Consider the following 15886-nt stretch of genomic DNA (forward strand, 5'->3'; position numbering starts at 1 on the left):
TCTCCTATTGATGCCAAATACAGTCGTTCACCAACTCTAATCTTTTTTGGTGAGCTTCTAGTTCATCGGCACTTGCGCGCAAAACCTTTAGCGCTTTTCTTCCTTCAATACGGCGAATGGTTTCTACCCCACCCTCTTGTTTATTCGCGTTAAATTCTAGACTCGTTTGACCACCCGTCATAAAGAGGTAAACGTCGGCTAGAATCTCAGCATCGAGCAAAGCTCCGTGGAGTGTACGGTGCGAGTTATCAATACCGTAGCGTTCACATAAGATATCAAGGTTGTTTCGCTTGCCAGGGAAGATTTTCTTCGCCATAGCAAGGGTATCTGTTACCTTGCAGTAGTCGTCCGTTTTGCCGATGTTAGGATCGAGCATACCAAACTCGTAATCCATAAAGCCCGTATCGAAGGGCGCATTGTGGGCAACAAGTTCGGCGCCTTTAATAAACTCAAGAAACTCTTGGTGCACGCTCGCGTATTCCGGCTTATCAACCAAGAATTCATCCGTAATACCGTGAACTTCAACCGCTTCAGGTTGGATTTCACGATCTGGTTTTAAATAAACGTGGAAGTGACGACCAGTCAGCTTACGGTTGATGATCTCCACGGCACCGATTTCAATAATGCGGTGTCCCATGTAGTGAGGACCACCCTCGCGGTTCATACCTGTGGTTTCGGTATCGAGAACGACAATGCGGTTATATTCAGAATTGCTGCTGGTATTCATAAGGTTATGTATGTCAGACTATGCTTTATTAAATGTTTCGGCTAATAGTACCAAAAAATATGACCAAACACGTTGAGATTTTCACTGACGGTTCTTGTTTAGGTAACCCAGGACCAGGTGGTTACGGCATTGTATTGCGTTACAAAGACGTAGAAAAGACGCTTTCCAAAGGCTACACGTTAACCACCAACAACCGCATGGAAATGTTGGCGGCTGTCGTCGCGCTGCAGACGTTAAAACAACCTTGCAAAGTCACTTTAACGACTGACAGCCAATATGTGCGCCAAGGTATTACTCAGTGGATCCATAACTGGAAGAAGCGTGGCTGGAAAACAGCGGATAAAAAACCCGTGAAGAATGCCGATCTATGGCAAGCTCTAGACAAAGAAACCGCACGCCATCAAGTTGAATGGCACTGGGTAAAAGGCCACGCGGGCCATCGTGAGAATGAAATTTGTGATGAGTTAGCCCGTGCCGCCGCAGAAAACCCAACCGAGGAAGATACTGGTTACCAACCCTCTTAACGAGATTCTTTCCTCATAGTATTACCCTCTCGATTCATCACCCCTAGTGGTGTGAGCTTTTTCTTCAAACGCCAATGCGGTTTGATAGGCTTGAGAGGGTATGTTCGTTTCCGTGCCACAATGTAATACAAACTCCCTGCAGGTGACGCCCAATCACCGAGACTGTTTTCCAACCATGTCCACATCGTGCGGTAGCGCTTCATCGGAAACAGCGCGTAACGGTCGCAATGAATCACTTGATAATTAAGTAACCCTAACCAGTCGTTGATGCGGTTCGACGTAAACATTCGTCCACTCCAAGGCAAATTATGTTTACGCCATGGAAGCAAACTCGCTAATCCAGTCAAACTTAGTGGGTTAAATCCAGTGATTATCAAATAACCATCATCCATCATCACTCTATCGACTTCCCGTAGCAAACGGTGTGGATCGCTTGCATAGTCGAGCTGATGAGCGAGTATCACAACATCAAAGCTTTTTTCCAAAAAGGGCAATTCGTAACCATCTGCAATCACATTATGCAACGGGTTCTGGATATCTACGTTGACTTGGTGTTGAATGTTACAATTACAGCTGGTTAGCTCACAGCTCAACCCGCCCAGTTTGAGCATATGGTAGCCGAAGAGTTTCGGGCACCATTCATCAAGTCGGGTCTGGATTGACTCAAGCACCCACGGACCGTTGTTCATTGCTGACCAAGTCGACGGGTGTGGTATAGTTTTGTTGCTGAGTGCTGGTTTCATTAACCACCTGACTAAAATGGGTGACGGAGAACGAATCGTGTTAGAGATCAAAAGCATACCCGCATTTAATGATAATTACATCTGGCTGATACAAAATAGCGATAAACGTTGCGCAGTCGTTGATCCGGGCGATGCGAAGCCAGTGTTAGAATACTTGCAGGCTAACGAATTAACTTTAGAAGCGATTTTAATTACGCACCACCACAACGATCACATTGGTGGCGTTCCAGACTTAGTGCGTGCCTTTCCTGAAGTCGCCGTTGTGGGCCCGAAATCTGAGCCAATTCCAACCCTAACCACCCCCATGGAAGAAGGCGACAAACTGGAGTTATTTGGCGAAATCTTTTTGGTGCTGGGTTTACCAGGCCATACCTTAGGTCATATCGGTTACGTTGGAGACGGAAAACTGTTTTGCGGTGACGTGTTGTTTTCCGCAGGCTGCGGTCGTATTTTTGAGGGTACGCCAGAGCAAATGTTTGAGTCACTAAACAAGCTAACGTCTCTACCAGAAGAAACTCAAGTCTTCTGCGCGCATGAATACACCGCGAGTAACGTGGCGTTTGCTTTAGCGGTTGAGCCCGATAATGAGCAGCTCCGTCAATATCGCGATGATGTAAACCGACTGCGAGCCCTCAACATTCCGACACTTCCAACAACAATACGCAAAGAAAAGTGGATTAATCCGTTCTTGCGAACCACCAACCCTGACGTGGTTCAATCTGTTGCTAGTCGTATTAAAAATAGCGATCCATGCTCGGTTTTTACTGCTTTGCGTGAGTGGAAGAACGAATTTTAACCATTTTCTGCTTGTAAGTTTGCAAGACCCCAGTATTATCAGGGGCTGATTTTTCGAGAAGCGCCACTGGCGCTTCTCTTACGTTTGGGGTTGATATAAATCTATTTGAATTTCTCCCCATTGCATAATTTAGAAGCTCTTTGCCTCTATTAATTAGTTAGTGTTTAAAAGATGTCTATTATCTTGCGACTGCCACGCACATTGTGTTGCGCGACAGGCAGGTGAAGATAAAAAGGCCCTAAATAGGCTGAATCCATGCGTTTGAAGTATACCTGGGCGTTGGCGTTGTTATTATCTGGCTGTCAATTGACTCAGTCAGACTCAACGTCTTCTACACCAGAAACCAATAAATCTGAGCAGACTGCAAAACAAAATGCAGCGAAGGCTCAACCGGACAACACATCGTCTTTAGCAAAAAAATCCGCTAACGACGCGCCTAAAGTTCTTTCCACTCAGGAACAAGAAGATGTATGGCAACGTATCGCCATGCAACTTGAAATGGATATCCCAAACCATAAGAAAGTGGACTACTACCGTACGTGGTATCTAAAGCACCCGAATCACCTTTACACGGTGTCTAAGCGTGCGACTCCTTTTCTATACATGATCACAAAACGTATCGAAGAGCGTGGACTTCCAATGGAGCTTGCTTTGCTTCCTGTGGTGGAAAGCTCATTCGATGCCTTTGCCTACTCACATGGTAGTGCAGCTGGATTGTGGCAGTTTGTCCCTGGCACCGGAAAGATGATGGGACTAGAACAAAACTACTGGTATGACGGTCGCCGAGATGTGGCAGCAGCAACGGATGCAGCACTGGACTACCTTGTACAACTAAACGAGCGTTTTGATGGTAGCTGGGAGCATGCAATTGCCGCTTACAATAGTGGTGGTGGACGTGTTTCTAGCGCAATTCGTAAGAATAAAAAGCTCGGTAAACCTATCGATTTCTTCTCATTGGACTTACCAAAAGAGACCAGCAGTTACGTACCTAAGCTGCTAGCCTTGGCTGACGTCATCGCAAACCAAGACAAGTACGGACTTAATATTCCTGCGATTCCAAACAAACCTGTTCTAACGCTTGTCGATCCGAAAGAACAGCTTGATCTGGCCATTGCAGCAGATTATGCCGGCATTGGTGTGAAAGAGTTACAAAGTTACAACCCTGCATACAACCAATGGTCGACTGCGCCTGAAGGTCCGCACCAACTTTTGATTCCGGTAGAGAAAAAAGAGACTTTTCTCACTAAGGTGGAGAAAAACCGTGGTAAAGGGATGAAGGTCGCTCGCTACAAGGTGAAGTCTGGTGACTCTTTAAGTGTGCTAGCTAAGAAATACGGCACAACCACAAAAGTGATTCGACGTGCAAACGGCCTGTCGAATAACAATATTCGTATTGGCCAATACCTACTGATTCCGACGTCAACAAAAGACGATGCGAAATACGCACTAACGGCACAAAATCGATTAAGCAAGACTCAATCACGTGCTCGTGGACAACTCAAGCTCACTCATGTCGTTCAGTCTGGAGAAAGTTTGTGGTCAATCGCACGTGAAAATAAAGTGTCGTATAAATCGTTAGCAAAATGGAATGGCATGGGCCCTAAAGATCCATTGCGCGTTGGTCAAAAGCTCGTGATTTGGAAGGACTCAGACAAAGGTGCTGTGATTCGTACCGTTTTCTACTACGTTCGCTCCGGTGACACCGTTAGCGGCATTGCAAGCAAGTTCAAAGTAAAAACAAACGACATCGTGAAATGGAACTCGCTACACAAGAAAAAATACTTACAACCAGGTCAAAAACTTAAGTTGTACGTTGACGTAACGAAGGTAAGTGTATGAACCCATCAAGCAACCCACTTGTGATGCTGTTGGACATTTTTCGTTCTCCAACATCTTGCTTTCTAGCGCTTTACCAACGCGGCGGATGGGGATGGCAACCGTTCATCTTCTTGATGCTTAGTCCGTTTTTATTCTGGGGCGCTTACTTTTCGAATGTCGATTTCACGTGGCTTAGTGACCAACTAGCCGCGCAGTTTCAACAAATCGACCCAAAGCAGATTGAGCTATTAGAGCCAAACACGCTAATGGCAAGTACGATCATCAATGATGTATTCAACCGCTTTGCCACCTTACTGTTGCTTGCGCTTTGGTTCTTTCTTGCAACGAAGGCAAGCAAGCAACAATATGGTTACTGGAAGTGGTTTGCCGCGTCGTGTGCAATCTTATTCCCAGCAGTACTAGGCGATATAGCAAGCTACGCGAGCCTGTTACTCAAGCATGGTCAGGTGATGACTTACGCAGCAGATTTAAACAGCCTCAATGGTCTATTAAAACTGCCGCTTACCAGCGAGTGGTCGCATTTTGCCAGCTCACTACCACTACTGCTGCCTTGGTACATTGTATTGGGCTACGGTGTTGTGCTTACTTGGACTGAGTTTGAACGTGGGCAAGCCTTAGTGATTGCAAGCCTGCCATGGGTATTCTTCTACGTTATTTGGGCGCTTTATATTGTAGTGACCTAAGCTAGTCATCTAACGTAAATGACAGTAACAATGGGTTATGATCGGAAGCGTCGCTCTGCGGCGCTTTCGCGTATTTGAGGGTCAGTCCTCGGTAAAATACGTGATCCAACGGTAATCCCGTTATAAATTGGACTCGATGATCAGGCGAGAACGTCACTTCTTGCAAGTCCGCGGCTTTTAAGGCCTGTCGCATCGCATTAACGCGAGATTCACTCCAACTATTGAAGTCTCCAGCGAATAGGATCGGCCCTGTATGATGCTTTAAAAGCATTTCAAGAGCCGTTAACTGAGAGACATACTCTTGCGTGCCAACCGTGAAGTTAATCGCATGTACATTCACCACAGCGAGTCTCTCGCCATTGCTTAATTGATATTGGCTGTATAGTGCAGACTTGGGTAAACGCAGCCAAGGCTCTTTAGACGTATAAGCACAGGCTTTTTCTGGTTGCCCTTGAGCGATACTAATCACACCCGCACCGCTGCCCAGCGCCTTAAAGGCACTCACTTGGTTGCTGACCCAGTTGCCATCCACCAACCATTGCTTAAAAGATGGTGTCATGCTGGCTTCTTGCAATAACAGCAGCTGCTTATCAGTAGAGAATTCATTGAGTGCGCTTTGCCAATTCGTCCGGTTCTGTTTGTAGATATTCCAGACAAGTACATTGATTTCACCGCCCTGATCCAGAGCTTTTGAGCCGCTAAATTCGATACACCTAATATCCTGCGTCAGCTCTGAACCTGTTTGAGTAATGATTTGCGGCTGATCTGGTACGGTGAAAATAACCTGGAAGCCGACCAATACCGCCATAATAAGAAAAGCTAACGCCAGAAAAAAACGCTTAAACATACGACAAACCTGAATATACGCACCCTAAAACTGGAACAACCAACCTCGGGTTATTTGATTTCACTGAAAGTAAAAAACAAAAAAGGAGCCACTTGGCTCCCTTTTAGCATAATAAATACGAGACAGGTAACAAGAAACCTTAGATCGCGTCTTCGTCTTCTTCACCAGTACGGATACGAACCACACGCTCAACATCAGTAACAAAGATTTTACCATCACCAATTTTGCCGGTTTGCGCGGTTTCAATGATCGTCTCTACGCATTTATCAGCCACATCTTCCGTTACAACGATTTCGAGCTTCACTTTAGGCAGAAAGTCCACCATGTACTCTGCACCACGGTAAAGCTCGGTGTGACCTTTTTGGCGACCAAAGCCTTTCACTTCAGAGACGGTCATCCCTGTAATGCCAACTTCAGCTAGCGCTTCTCGAACATCATCCAATTTAAATGGCTTGATAATCGCTTCAATTTTTTTCATGTTCATCCCTTAAGCTTCAATCGATTGCGCTTATTATCGTTTAGCGTTTCGCAACATTCAATGTTTGTCTATGATCCACCAGCGAAAATCCAGATTGAGCAAATTAACATAGCGAATATCGTGAGTTGATAAAAACCCAGTAAGGACTGCTCAATGCCCAATCGTCCAAGCTTTTTCAGACGCCCGTTTACTTCAAACTTGCGTAGTAAGCCGCTAGATTAGCGATGTCTTCATCAGACAACAGTAAAGCTTGAGCTTGCATAACAGCAGCAAGACCACCTGTTCGCTCTTTGTTTTTATAGGCTTTAATTGAACTGATAATATATTGCTCATTTTGCCCTTTCAGGTTTGGGTAACCCGGAATGACAGCAATACCGTCGGCACCATGACATGCTGCGCATACTCCTGCCTTTGCTTGACCTGCTGTGGCATCTCCCGCAGCTAGAGCCTGCCCACTGAGCATGGTTAGCGCCACCATTGCGCCCATGATTGTTTTCTTCATTGCTTCACCTAATCAATTATTATTTAAGGATTTTTATATTTTATAATCGACATTGTGGCATGAATTTTCATTACCTGCGCCAAATAAGTTCACAATCTTGACCATTAAACGCTTGATCAACGAACAGATCTGCCACAGCAACGACTCGGTCTTGATACATCAAAATCGGAATTTGACGACGCAGCCAGCTTGGCACATTGTATTCTTGGAACAACTTCTTCAGTTTTCGGCTGTGATTACGCGTGGTTGGATGCGCTGATAAGCCTTCCGGATTGAAGGTCACGCGAAGCAATTCTGGCTGACTCGGAAGCGCAATCGTTGCGTTGCTAGAACTCGTCGTTAAGATCAGCTCCCCTAGCTGCTCTGGAAGCAATAAAACGGTATCGACTTGAATCGTACTTTGCCACTCAGTGACGTCAGCTATTTCCGTTACCCAATAGAGACGATTTCGAAAACGGCGCACTTCACCGTGTTTAAGTTGTAGTTTGGGGTTGGCATCTTGCTGAGCTAATGCGACTTCATTCCAGATGAGATTGAGTTGTACCTGAGTCGGCATACTAGTATTAAGCTTAGCCAGCCACATACGAATCAAGCGCGCACGCGCTAATTCACTGTGCTTAGCCAGTTCTTCAATACTTAAACTTAGATCCGTTTGTAAAGCGTGTTCAAACACCGCGCTCAATAGTTCATCCAATAGCGCTTCTTGTTGAGCACATAAGCTTGCACTGCGCTGAACCGCTTGATGGATACTCGGCCAGCGACCAGACAATTCAGGAATAACACAATGACGAAGAAAGTTACGATCATAACGGGTATCTTGGTTGCTTTCGTCTTCCACCCACTCCAAGCCTAATTTAGTAGCCGCGTCTTCGATGGTCTTCCGCTTGATAGTAAGCAATGGTCGAACTAGGGATCCGCCAGAAAACGGCATACTCTCCGCCATCGAAGATAACCCTTTTGGCCCGCTGCCTCGCTTAAGAGCAAGGAGAAAAGTCTCTAGTTGATCATCAGCATGTTGGCCGGTCAACAGTATATCGCCTTCTTGAATGTACTTAGTTAAGGCTTGATAGCGAGCTTCACGAGCAAGAAGTTCAATACTTTCACCATTGCTGATGTCTAAGCTCACTCGCTCAATCGAGCATGATATGCCCACTTGTTTTGCCCAAAGTAAGCATTTATCAGCCCAATCATCGGCATTCGAGCTTAAACCATGGTGCACATATACGGCGTGGCACTCTATCGAATGCGCTTGTTGGTAGCGACTGAGTAATTCGAGTAAAAGACGTGAATCCACTCCTCCGCTAAACGCCAAGACAACCTTAGTGCCTGATTGATAGTAGCGGCCGAGAACTTGAGCAAAATGCGGGTAAAGCGATTCCATAAGCGATCCGATAGGTACAAAAAAGGGCTGGACTCTCATCCAACCCTTTCTATTTTAACTGTTATCACTTGAGATATCAGCTAACGCTTAATAGCAATCACCGGAATTAACAGTAACCGTAGCTCATTAGGCGCTGGTAACGACGTTCACGCAGCGTCTCTTCATCCAATTGCTCTAGATCTTCTAGTTGACGAAGTAGTGTCGCTTTCATATTCGCTGCCATTTGAACATGATCGCGATGAGCGCCGCCTAGTGGCTCTTCAATGATTTCGTCGATCAGTTCAAGCTCTTTAAGACGAGGAGCAGTTAGACCCATCGCTTCTGCCGCTTGCGGCGCTTTGTCAGAATCACGCCATAGGATTGAAGCACAACCTTCAGGAGAGATTACTGAGTACGTAGAGTACTGAAGCATGTTCACGTAGTCGCCTACACCAATTGCTAGTGCGCCGCCTGAACCACCTTCACCAACAACGTTACAGATTACTGGCACTTTAAGACCAGACATCACTTTTAGGTTTTTCGCGATAGCTTCAGATTGACCACGTTCTTCTGCGCCCACACCTGGATACGCGCCAGCCGTGTCGATAAATGTGATGATTGGCATATTGAAACGCTCTGCCATTTCCATCAAGCGTAGCGCTTTGCGATAGCCTTCTGGTTTTGGCATACCAAAGTTACGTTTCACTTTCTCTTTGGTTTCACGACCTTTTTGATGACCGATGATCATCACAGGACGGCCTTCAAGGCGAGCCATACCACCCACAATCGCTTTGTCATCTGCAAACGCGCGGTCACCCGCTAATTCATCAAATTCCTCAAAAGCATGTTGGATGTAATCCAGTGTGTACGGACGTAATGGGTGACGAGCCAGTTGAGCTGTTTCCCATGCGCCTAGGTCGCTGAAGGTTTTTTTCTTCAGCTCTAAGCTTTTCTTCTCAAGCTGTTCGATTTCTTTATCCAGGTCAATTGCAGAATCACCACCGTGACGAGAGACATCACGTAATGCTTCAATTTTCGCTTCTAGTTCTGCAATTGGCTTTTCAAATTCAAGAAAGTTTAGGCTCATCTATGAATCCTTGTTTACTCAGCGTCTAACATATTGCGCTGAATTTTTAGTTAAATTCGAGTTCTACCTGGCTTTTGCCAAGCAACTGTTTTAAATCATCGAGTAATGTATCACTTGGCGTTACTCGCCACTCGGTGCCCAATGTTAACCGCGCTCTGGCGTCGGCACGCTGGTAGTATACATTGACGGGTACGGTTCCGGCTTTGTGCGGTTCTAAAATACGGCTGAACTGCTCAAAAAACTGATCGTTGATCTGATTTGCATCTATCGATACCGACAAACCACGAGCGTATTTCTCGCGCGCACTGCCGAGATCCATAACTTCACGCGCCGACATTTTAAGGCCACCGTTGAAGTCATCAAAGCTGACCTGTCCAGAAACGACCAAAATTCTGTCTTTTTCGAGAAGTTCAGCATATCGATCCAGCGCATCGGAGAACAACATCACTTCCATACGACCACTTCGGTCATCCAGTGTCATAATACCAATTCGTGTACCACGCTTGGTCGTCATTACACGAGCGGCAATAACCAGGCCGGCTACCGTGACAGATTGATCGCGGCGAGTGGGCGTTGCGTCTTTTAGTCGACAACTGGTGTATTTGTTTAGTTCCTTTACGTAGGCGTTAATTGGGTGCCCTGTCAAATATAGACCTAGGGTATCACGCTCGCCCTCTAACCACACTTTTTCTGGCCAAGGCGGAACCTGCGTATACTTATGCTCTACTTCTTCAGGCGCATCCGTTAACACACCAAACATATCCGTTTGACCAAACGCCTCAGCTTGGTGATGTTGACTTGCTGCTTTTACCGCATCATTGAGTGACGCCATCATCGCCGCACGGTGTGGGCCCAGTCGATCCAACGCGCCCGCGTAAATCAGCTTCTCTATCACTCGTTTATTGACGCGTTTTAGATCAACTCGAGCACAGAAATCAAATAGGTCTTTAAAGTGACCACCTTTATTTCTCGCCTCAAGAATCGCATCGATAGGACCTTCACCTACCCCTTTTATCGCACCAATACCGTAAACAATTGCGCCATTTTCATCAACATTAAAGCGATATAGGCCAGAGTTGATGTCTGGTGGCAGCACGGTGAGCTTCATACGGAAACACTCATCGACCAAGCCAACGACTTTTTCCGTGTTATCCATATCAGCTGTCATTACCGCGGCCATAAATTCGGCAGGATAATGGGTTTTCAGCCAAAGAGTCTGATAAGAAACCAATGCATAAGCAGCAGAGTGCGATTTGTTAAAACCATAACCTGCGAACTTCTCTACCAAGTCGAAGATTTTCATCGCCAACTCGCCATCGATACCGTTCTTTATCGCACCTTCTTCAAAGATAGCACGTTGTTTTGCCATCTCTTCTGGCTTTTTCTTACCCATTGCACGACGGAGCATGTCCGCACCACCTAGCGTGTAACCCGCTAAGATCTGCGCAATCTGCATTACCTGCTCTTGGTACAGGATGATGCCGTAGGTTGGATCAAGCGTCTCTTTTAGCGACTCGTGTTGCCACTTTTCATCTGGATAAGAGATCGCTTCTCGACCATGTTTACGGTCGATAAAGTTATCTACCATGCCCGATTGCAAAGGACCCGGACGGAAGAGTGCTACCAATGCGATAATGTCTTCGAAACAGTCTGGTTGAAGTCGTTTGATCAGCTCTTTCATGCCCCGAGATTCAAGCTGGAATACTGCTGTCGTTTCAGAGTTTTGCAACAAACGGAAAGAGGCAGGATCTTCTAACGGTATGGATTCAATTTGAACCGGTTCTTTACCTTCTCGCTCTAGACGTGGGTTAATCAGCCCTAACGCCCAGTCAATAATGGTTAAGGTACGTAAACCCAAGAAGTCAAACTTAACTAGGCCAGCGGTCTCAACATCGTTTTTATCAAATTGAGTAACCGGAAAGTGACCTTCAGCGTCTGCATAAATTGGCGCAAAATCGGTAATTGTTGTAGGTGAAATTACAACGCCACCAGCGTGTTTACCGGCGTTTCGCGTACAACCTTCCAAAATATGACACATGTCGATGAGTTCTTTAACTTCCTCGTCGGCCTCATACAATTCAGGTAGTGCAGGTTCAGCTTTAAACGCCTTATCTAGCGTCATGCCTGGATCGGGCGGGATCAGCTTTGAAATACGATCAACAAAACCAAATGGATGACCCAATACGCGGCCAACGTCACGGATTACCGCTTTTGCCGCCATGGTACCAAACGTGATGATCTGAGACACCGCGTCACGACCGTACATTTCCGCAACGTGGTCAATAACTTGGTCACGTTTATCCATACAGAAGTCGACGTCGAAATCGGGCATCGAAACACGTTCTGGGTTCAAGAAACGTTCGAACAGCAAGTCGTATTCTAGTGGATCCAGATCGGTGATTTTTAGTGCGTAAGCCACCAAAGAGCCGGCACCTGAACCACGTCCAGGACCTACAGGAATTCCATTATCTTTTGACCACTGGATGAACTCCATTACGATCAAGAAGTAACCAGGGAATCCCATTTGGTTGATAACATCTAGCTCTATCTGAAGACGTTCATCATATTCAGGGCGACGACGTTTCCTCTCTTCCTCATCTGGAAATAGGAACTCTAAACGCTCTTCCAAGCCCTCTCGGGATTTCATGACTAAGAACTCAGTCTCTTTCATCCCTTCAGTTGGGAAGGCTGGTAGGAAGTACTCCCCTAAGCGCACAGTCACGTTACAACGCTTCGCTATCTCGACACTGTTTTCTAACGCTTCAGGAATATCAGCAAACAGCTCGCACATTTCTTCTTCTGTACGAAGATATTGCTGCGGACTGTAGTTTTTTGGCCTACGCGGATCTTCTAATGTGTAACCATCGTGAATCGCTACGCGTATTTCATGAGCATCAAATAGGTCTGGACTCAGGAATACAACTTCATTGGTCGCCACTACTGGCAAGTCTTGCTGCTCTGCCAATTCAACTGCAAAGTGAAGATAAGTTTCTTCATCTGGACGACCGGTACGAAGTAACTCAAGATAAAAGCGATCTGGAAAATGCTGTTTATAAAAATCAACACACCCTTGCACTATTTGACGGTTGCCTTTCAAAAGGCCGCGACCAATTTCCCCGCTTTTACCGCCGGATAATACAATCAAGCCTTCAGACATTTCTGCCAACCAGGCTTTATCAATCACTGGATGGTGTTGAACATGTCCGCGTAAGTACGCTTTTGATATCAATAACGTCAGGTTCTTATAACCCACATTATCCGCCGCAAGCAAAGTCACTTGTGTCAGCTCTTCACCAAACTCGTCCGACTGCATTTTAAAGTCAGCACCGATGATCGGTTTAACACCACTGCCATGTGCCGTACCGTAAAACTTCACCAAACCACATAGGTTGGTAAAGTCGGTCAACGCCATTGCGGGCATGCCGAGTTCAGCAACTTTCTTTACGATTGGCGGAACTTTGTTGAGGCCATCCACCATCGAGAAGTCACTATGAACACGCAGGTGGATGAATTTGGGATCTGACATTAACAGGTACCGTGTAACTCTATTTTGTTGGGGATTCTAACCTAAAGAGGTTGGGTTTATAACACCAATTAGATCGTTTGATTATTCTATGCCTAAAGCTTTTTTTACTGGCTTGAAACTCTTTCGGTGTTCACTGATCACTCCGTGTTGCTCAATCGCTTCAAAGTGCGCTTTAGTTGGATAACCTTTGTGCTTGGCGAAGCCAAATTGTGGATGAAGTTTATCCAACTCTTCCATCTCTTGGTCACGCACGACTTTGGCAATAATGGAAGCCGCACTTATTTCGGCAACGCGTAGATCGCCTTTTACTACAGCTTGAGCATCCATTGGCAGCTCTGGACAACGGTTACCATCAATCAACACCAAATCAGGTTGAACCTTTAACCCCGCCACTGCACGCTGCATCGCAACCATAGTCGCCTGTAAAATATTCAGTTGATCGATTTCTTCAGGAGAACAACGCCCGACCGCCCACGCCAATGCTTTTTCTTTGATTTCAGGAAGCAGCGCCATGCGTTTCTTTTCGGTCAATTTTTTCGAATCGTTCAAACCTTCAATAGGATTGTTAGGATCAAGGATAACCGCAGCGGTGACGACGTCTCCCACCAAAGGGCCACGTCCTACCTCGTCGACTCCGGCCACAAGCTGATAACCTTGCGGATATTCAAACGGAGGGAGTTCAATTTTGGTTTTGGTCGCTTTTGGTTTAACAGCCATGATAAATCTCTATTTTTCAATCAGTTTTAGAACCGCGTTTGCGGCTTGTTGATCCGCATCTTTACGGATCCAATGATGCATTTCCGTAAACTTATCTAACATCGGTTTATTATCGCTTTCCAATAAACGAGAAACCTCAGTAAACAAGTTGTCTGGTGTGCACTCATCTTGTAGATATTCTTTGACAAGCTCATCATCCGCCAAGATATTCGGCAATGACACATACTTCGTTTTCAATAGACGTTTAGCTAAGAAAGCGGTAAATGCATTCACACGATAACCCACCACCATTGGACGCTTGAGAAGCATACACTCCAACGCTACGGTACCAGAGGCCAGCATCACTGCATCGGATGCGGTGATGACGTTACGTGCGGTGTCATCAACTAACTTGAAGTCCAACTCTGGTGCGAGCGCTTTCCATGCTTGTTCAAACTGCTCACGGCGTTTTTGATTAACAAGTGCGACAACAAACCCCAGTTCTGGAAATTTTTTATGGAGTAACTTGCAGGTTTCAATAAATGGCTCAGAGAGCATTTTTAACTCGCTACCACGACTGCCTGGCAGGACAGCAAGCCACTTTTTATCTTGTTCTAAACCAAGCAACTCACGTGCAGGCGCTTGTTCTGATTCAAGTGGGATGGAATCAGCCAAGGTATGACCAATGAACTCGCAAGGTACATTAAATTTGTCGTAGAACGCTTTCTCAAACGGAAGAAATGCTAGCACCAAGTTCGTTGCCGCTTCTATTTTAAAGATTCGCTTCTGACGCCAAGCCCAAACAGACGGACTCACGTAATGAACGGTTTTAATGCCCGCTTGCTTGAGGTCAAGTTCCAGACGTAAGTTGAAGTCAGGAGCATCGATCCCGATGAAAACATCAGGCGGATTCTGAGTAAAATACTGAACGAGCTCAGCTTTCACTTTAAGAAGTCTCGGTAAGCGACCTAAAACCTCGACTAACCCCATCACCGCAAGCTCTTCCATATCAAACAGAGACTCGCAACCTTGGGCTATCATTTTCGGACCGCCAATGCCTACGAACTCTGCGTCTGGATATTGCTGCTTTACTGCTTTGATAAAGCCTTCACCTAGCGTATCGCCAGACAATTCTCCGGCAATGATGCCAATACGTAATGGTCTTTCCATATCTACTTCGCTATTTTTCCTGCGCGCTATGGATAACGGTTTGCCTTATCCATAAAACACAAAAAGATCGTAACCTCAAATTCGGTCACGATCTTTTTATTTATTGGTTCATTCGCCAATTAACGAATAATGCCACGTTCCGTCGTTTCCAGAATATCTGAGAAACGCTTCACAGCCGGCCAATCTTGAGCCATTTCAGCTAGAATAGGCTTCACTTCTTCTAGAGTCTTACCTGAACGGTAGATTTCTTTATACGCTTTTTGCAGCGCACGAATCTCTGGTTTCTCAAAGCCATTACGCTTCAAGCCAACAAGGTTCAAGCCGAAAGGTGTTGCGTGGTTACCTTGCGCGAGTACGTAAGCTGGGACATCTTGCACCACTGCTGAGCAGCCGCCAATGTACGCGTAAGCGCCCACTGTACAAAACGGGTGAATCGCAGACAGTGCCATCACACCAGCATAATCATCAACAGTAACGTGACCACCAAGAATCGAGTTATTACCGATATGAGTGTGGTTACCAATAACAACATCATGCGCAACGTGTGCATTCACACACAATAAGTTATCATCACCAATGATCGTGGTTGCTTTGTCCTGCACTGTGCCGCGGTGAACTTGGACCGCTTCACGAATGACGTTACGATCACCGATAACCACAGTTGTGTCTTCACCACCGTATTTTTTGTCTTGGTTTTCTTCGCCAATGACAGCATGCGGGAAAATACGGTTATCTTTGCCAATAGTCGTGTGACCTTTGATCACAACGTGAGACATCACTTCTGTGCCTTCACCAATTTCAACCGTAGAGGTGATGTACGTAAAAGGACCTACTGTTACGTTAGCACCAATTTTGGCGCCCTCTTCTACCACCGCTGCCGGGTGGATTTTAGCGGTTTCATGAATCAT

General features: G+C 45.9%; 15 protein-coding genes. 4 read left to right on the plus strand and 11 right to left on the minus strand.

The window, feature by feature from the left end; genetic code table 11:
• Window positions 1–4: 4 nt before the first annotated feature.
• Complete coding sequence (gene dnaQ, locus FKN16_RS17090) at window positions 5–727, minus strand: DNA polymerase III subunit epsilon (protein ID WP_005380385.1); 723 nt, start codon at window positions 725–727, stop codon at window positions 5–7.
• Between the two features lie 59 nt (window positions 728–786).
• On the opposite strand from dnaQ, the gene rnhA reads away from it, so the two are divergent.
• Window positions 787–1251 (plus strand): ribonuclease HI, encoded by a 465-nt coding sequence (gene rnhA, locus FKN16_RS17095; RefSeq protein WP_170903185.1) that lies wholly within the window; start codon window positions 787–789, stop codon window positions 1249–1251.
• Here the strand turns inward: rnhA and FKN16_RS17100 are convergent.
• Window positions 1248–1994: a class I SAM-dependent methyltransferase gene (locus FKN16_RS17100; protein WP_012841508.1), complete on the minus strand. Its 747-nt coding sequence runs from the start codon at window positions 1992–1994 to the stop codon at window positions 1248–1250. The two genes, rnhA and FKN16_RS17100, sit on opposite strands and share 4 nt — an antisense overlap.
• A 37-nt stretch (window positions 1995–2031) precedes the next feature.
• On the opposite strand from FKN16_RS17100, the gene gloB reads away from it, so the two are divergent.
• The 3 genes from gloB to FKN16_RS17115 all read left to right on the plus strand — a co-directional run bounded on the left by gloB (window position 2032) and on the right by FKN16_RS17115 (window position 5312).
• The gene (gloB, locus tag FKN16_RS17105) at window positions 2032–2790 is read left to right on the plus strand and encodes a hydroxyacylglutathione hydrolase (RefSeq protein WP_006741673.1); all 759 of its coding nucleotides are present in this window, start codon (window positions 2032–2034) and stop codon (window positions 2788–2790) included.
• A 255-nt stretch (window positions 2791–3045) separates the two neighbouring features.
• Complete coding sequence (locus FKN16_RS17110) at window positions 3046–4629, plus strand: LysM peptidoglycan-binding domain-containing protein (RefSeq protein ID WP_170903187.1); 1584 nt, start codon at window positions 3046–3048, stop codon at window positions 4627–4629.
• Complete coding sequence (locus FKN16_RS17115; RefSeq protein WP_170903189.1) at window positions 4626–5312, plus strand: YIP1 family protein; 687 nt, start codon at window positions 4626–4628, stop codon at window positions 5310–5312. Before FKN16_RS17110 ends, FKN16_RS17115 begins: the two co-directional genes overlap by 4 nt.
• A 1-nt stretch (window position 5313) precedes the next feature.
• Here FKN16_RS17115 and FKN16_RS17120 read toward each other — a convergent pair whose 3' ends face one another.
• From FKN16_RS17120 to lpxA, 9 genes are all read right to left on the minus strand, one after another.
• The gene (locus FKN16_RS17120) at window positions 5314–6159 is read right to left on the minus strand and encodes an endonuclease/exonuclease/phosphatase family protein (protein ID WP_170903191.1); all 846 of its coding nucleotides are present in this window, start codon (window positions 6157–6159) and stop codon (window positions 5314–5316) included.
• A gap of 139 nt (window positions 6160–6298) precedes the next feature.
• Entirely contained in the window at window positions 6299–6637 is a 339-nt protein-coding gene (glnB, locus tag FKN16_RS17125) for a nitrogen regulatory protein P-II (RefSeq protein ID WP_005436810.1), read from the minus strand.
• Between the two features lie 187 nt (window positions 6638–6824).
• The gene (locus tag FKN16_RS17130; RefSeq protein ID WP_170903192.1) at window positions 6825–7139 is read right to left on the minus strand and encodes a cytochrome c; all 315 of its coding nucleotides are present in this window, start codon (window positions 7137–7139) and stop codon (window positions 6825–6827) included.
• A 70-nt stretch (window positions 7140–7209) separates the two neighbouring features.
• On the minus strand, window positions 7210–8520 hold the full coding sequence (tilS, locus tag FKN16_RS17135; RefSeq protein WP_170903194.1) for a tRNA lysidine(34) synthetase TilS: 1311 nt from the start codon (window positions 8518–8520) through the stop codon (window positions 7210–7212).
• Window positions 8521–8626: 106 nt separating this feature from the next.
• Window positions 8627–9586 (minus strand): acetyl-CoA carboxylase carboxyl transferase subunit alpha, encoded by a 960-nt coding sequence (gene accA / locus FKN16_RS17140; RefSeq protein ID WP_005380365.1) that lies wholly within the window; start codon window positions 9584–9586, stop codon window positions 8627–8629.
• A gap of 46 nt (window positions 9587–9632) precedes the next feature.
• Window positions 9633–13112 (minus strand): DNA polymerase III subunit alpha, encoded by a 3480-nt coding sequence (gene dnaE, locus FKN16_RS17145; RefSeq protein WP_005385364.1) that lies wholly within the window; start codon window positions 13110–13112, stop codon window positions 9633–9635.
• 81 nt (window positions 13113–13193) lie between these two features.
• Window positions 13194–13829: a ribonuclease HII gene (gene rnhB, locus FKN16_RS17150; protein ID WP_170903196.1), complete on the minus strand. Its 636-nt coding sequence runs from the start codon at window positions 13827–13829 to the stop codon at window positions 13194–13196.
• 9 nt (window positions 13830–13838) lie between these two features.
• Window positions 13839–14978, minus strand: a complete 1140-nt coding sequence (gene lpxB, locus FKN16_RS17155) for a lipid-A-disaccharide synthase (RefSeq protein ID WP_170903198.1) — start codon at window positions 14976–14978, stop codon at window positions 13839–13841.
• A 119-nt stretch (window positions 14979–15097) separates the two neighbouring features.
• A complete protein-coding gene (lpxA, locus tag FKN16_RS17160) occupies window positions 15098–15886 on the minus strand; it encodes an acyl-ACP--UDP-N-acetylglucosamine O-acyltransferase (protein WP_167426314.1) in 789 nt (262 codons plus the stop codon).

This window comes from Vibrio sp. 11-4(1) (assembly GCF_013048625.1).
Classification (GTDB): Bacteria; Pseudomonadota; Gammaproteobacteria; order Enterobacterales; family Vibrionaceae; genus Vibrio; species Vibrio diabolicus.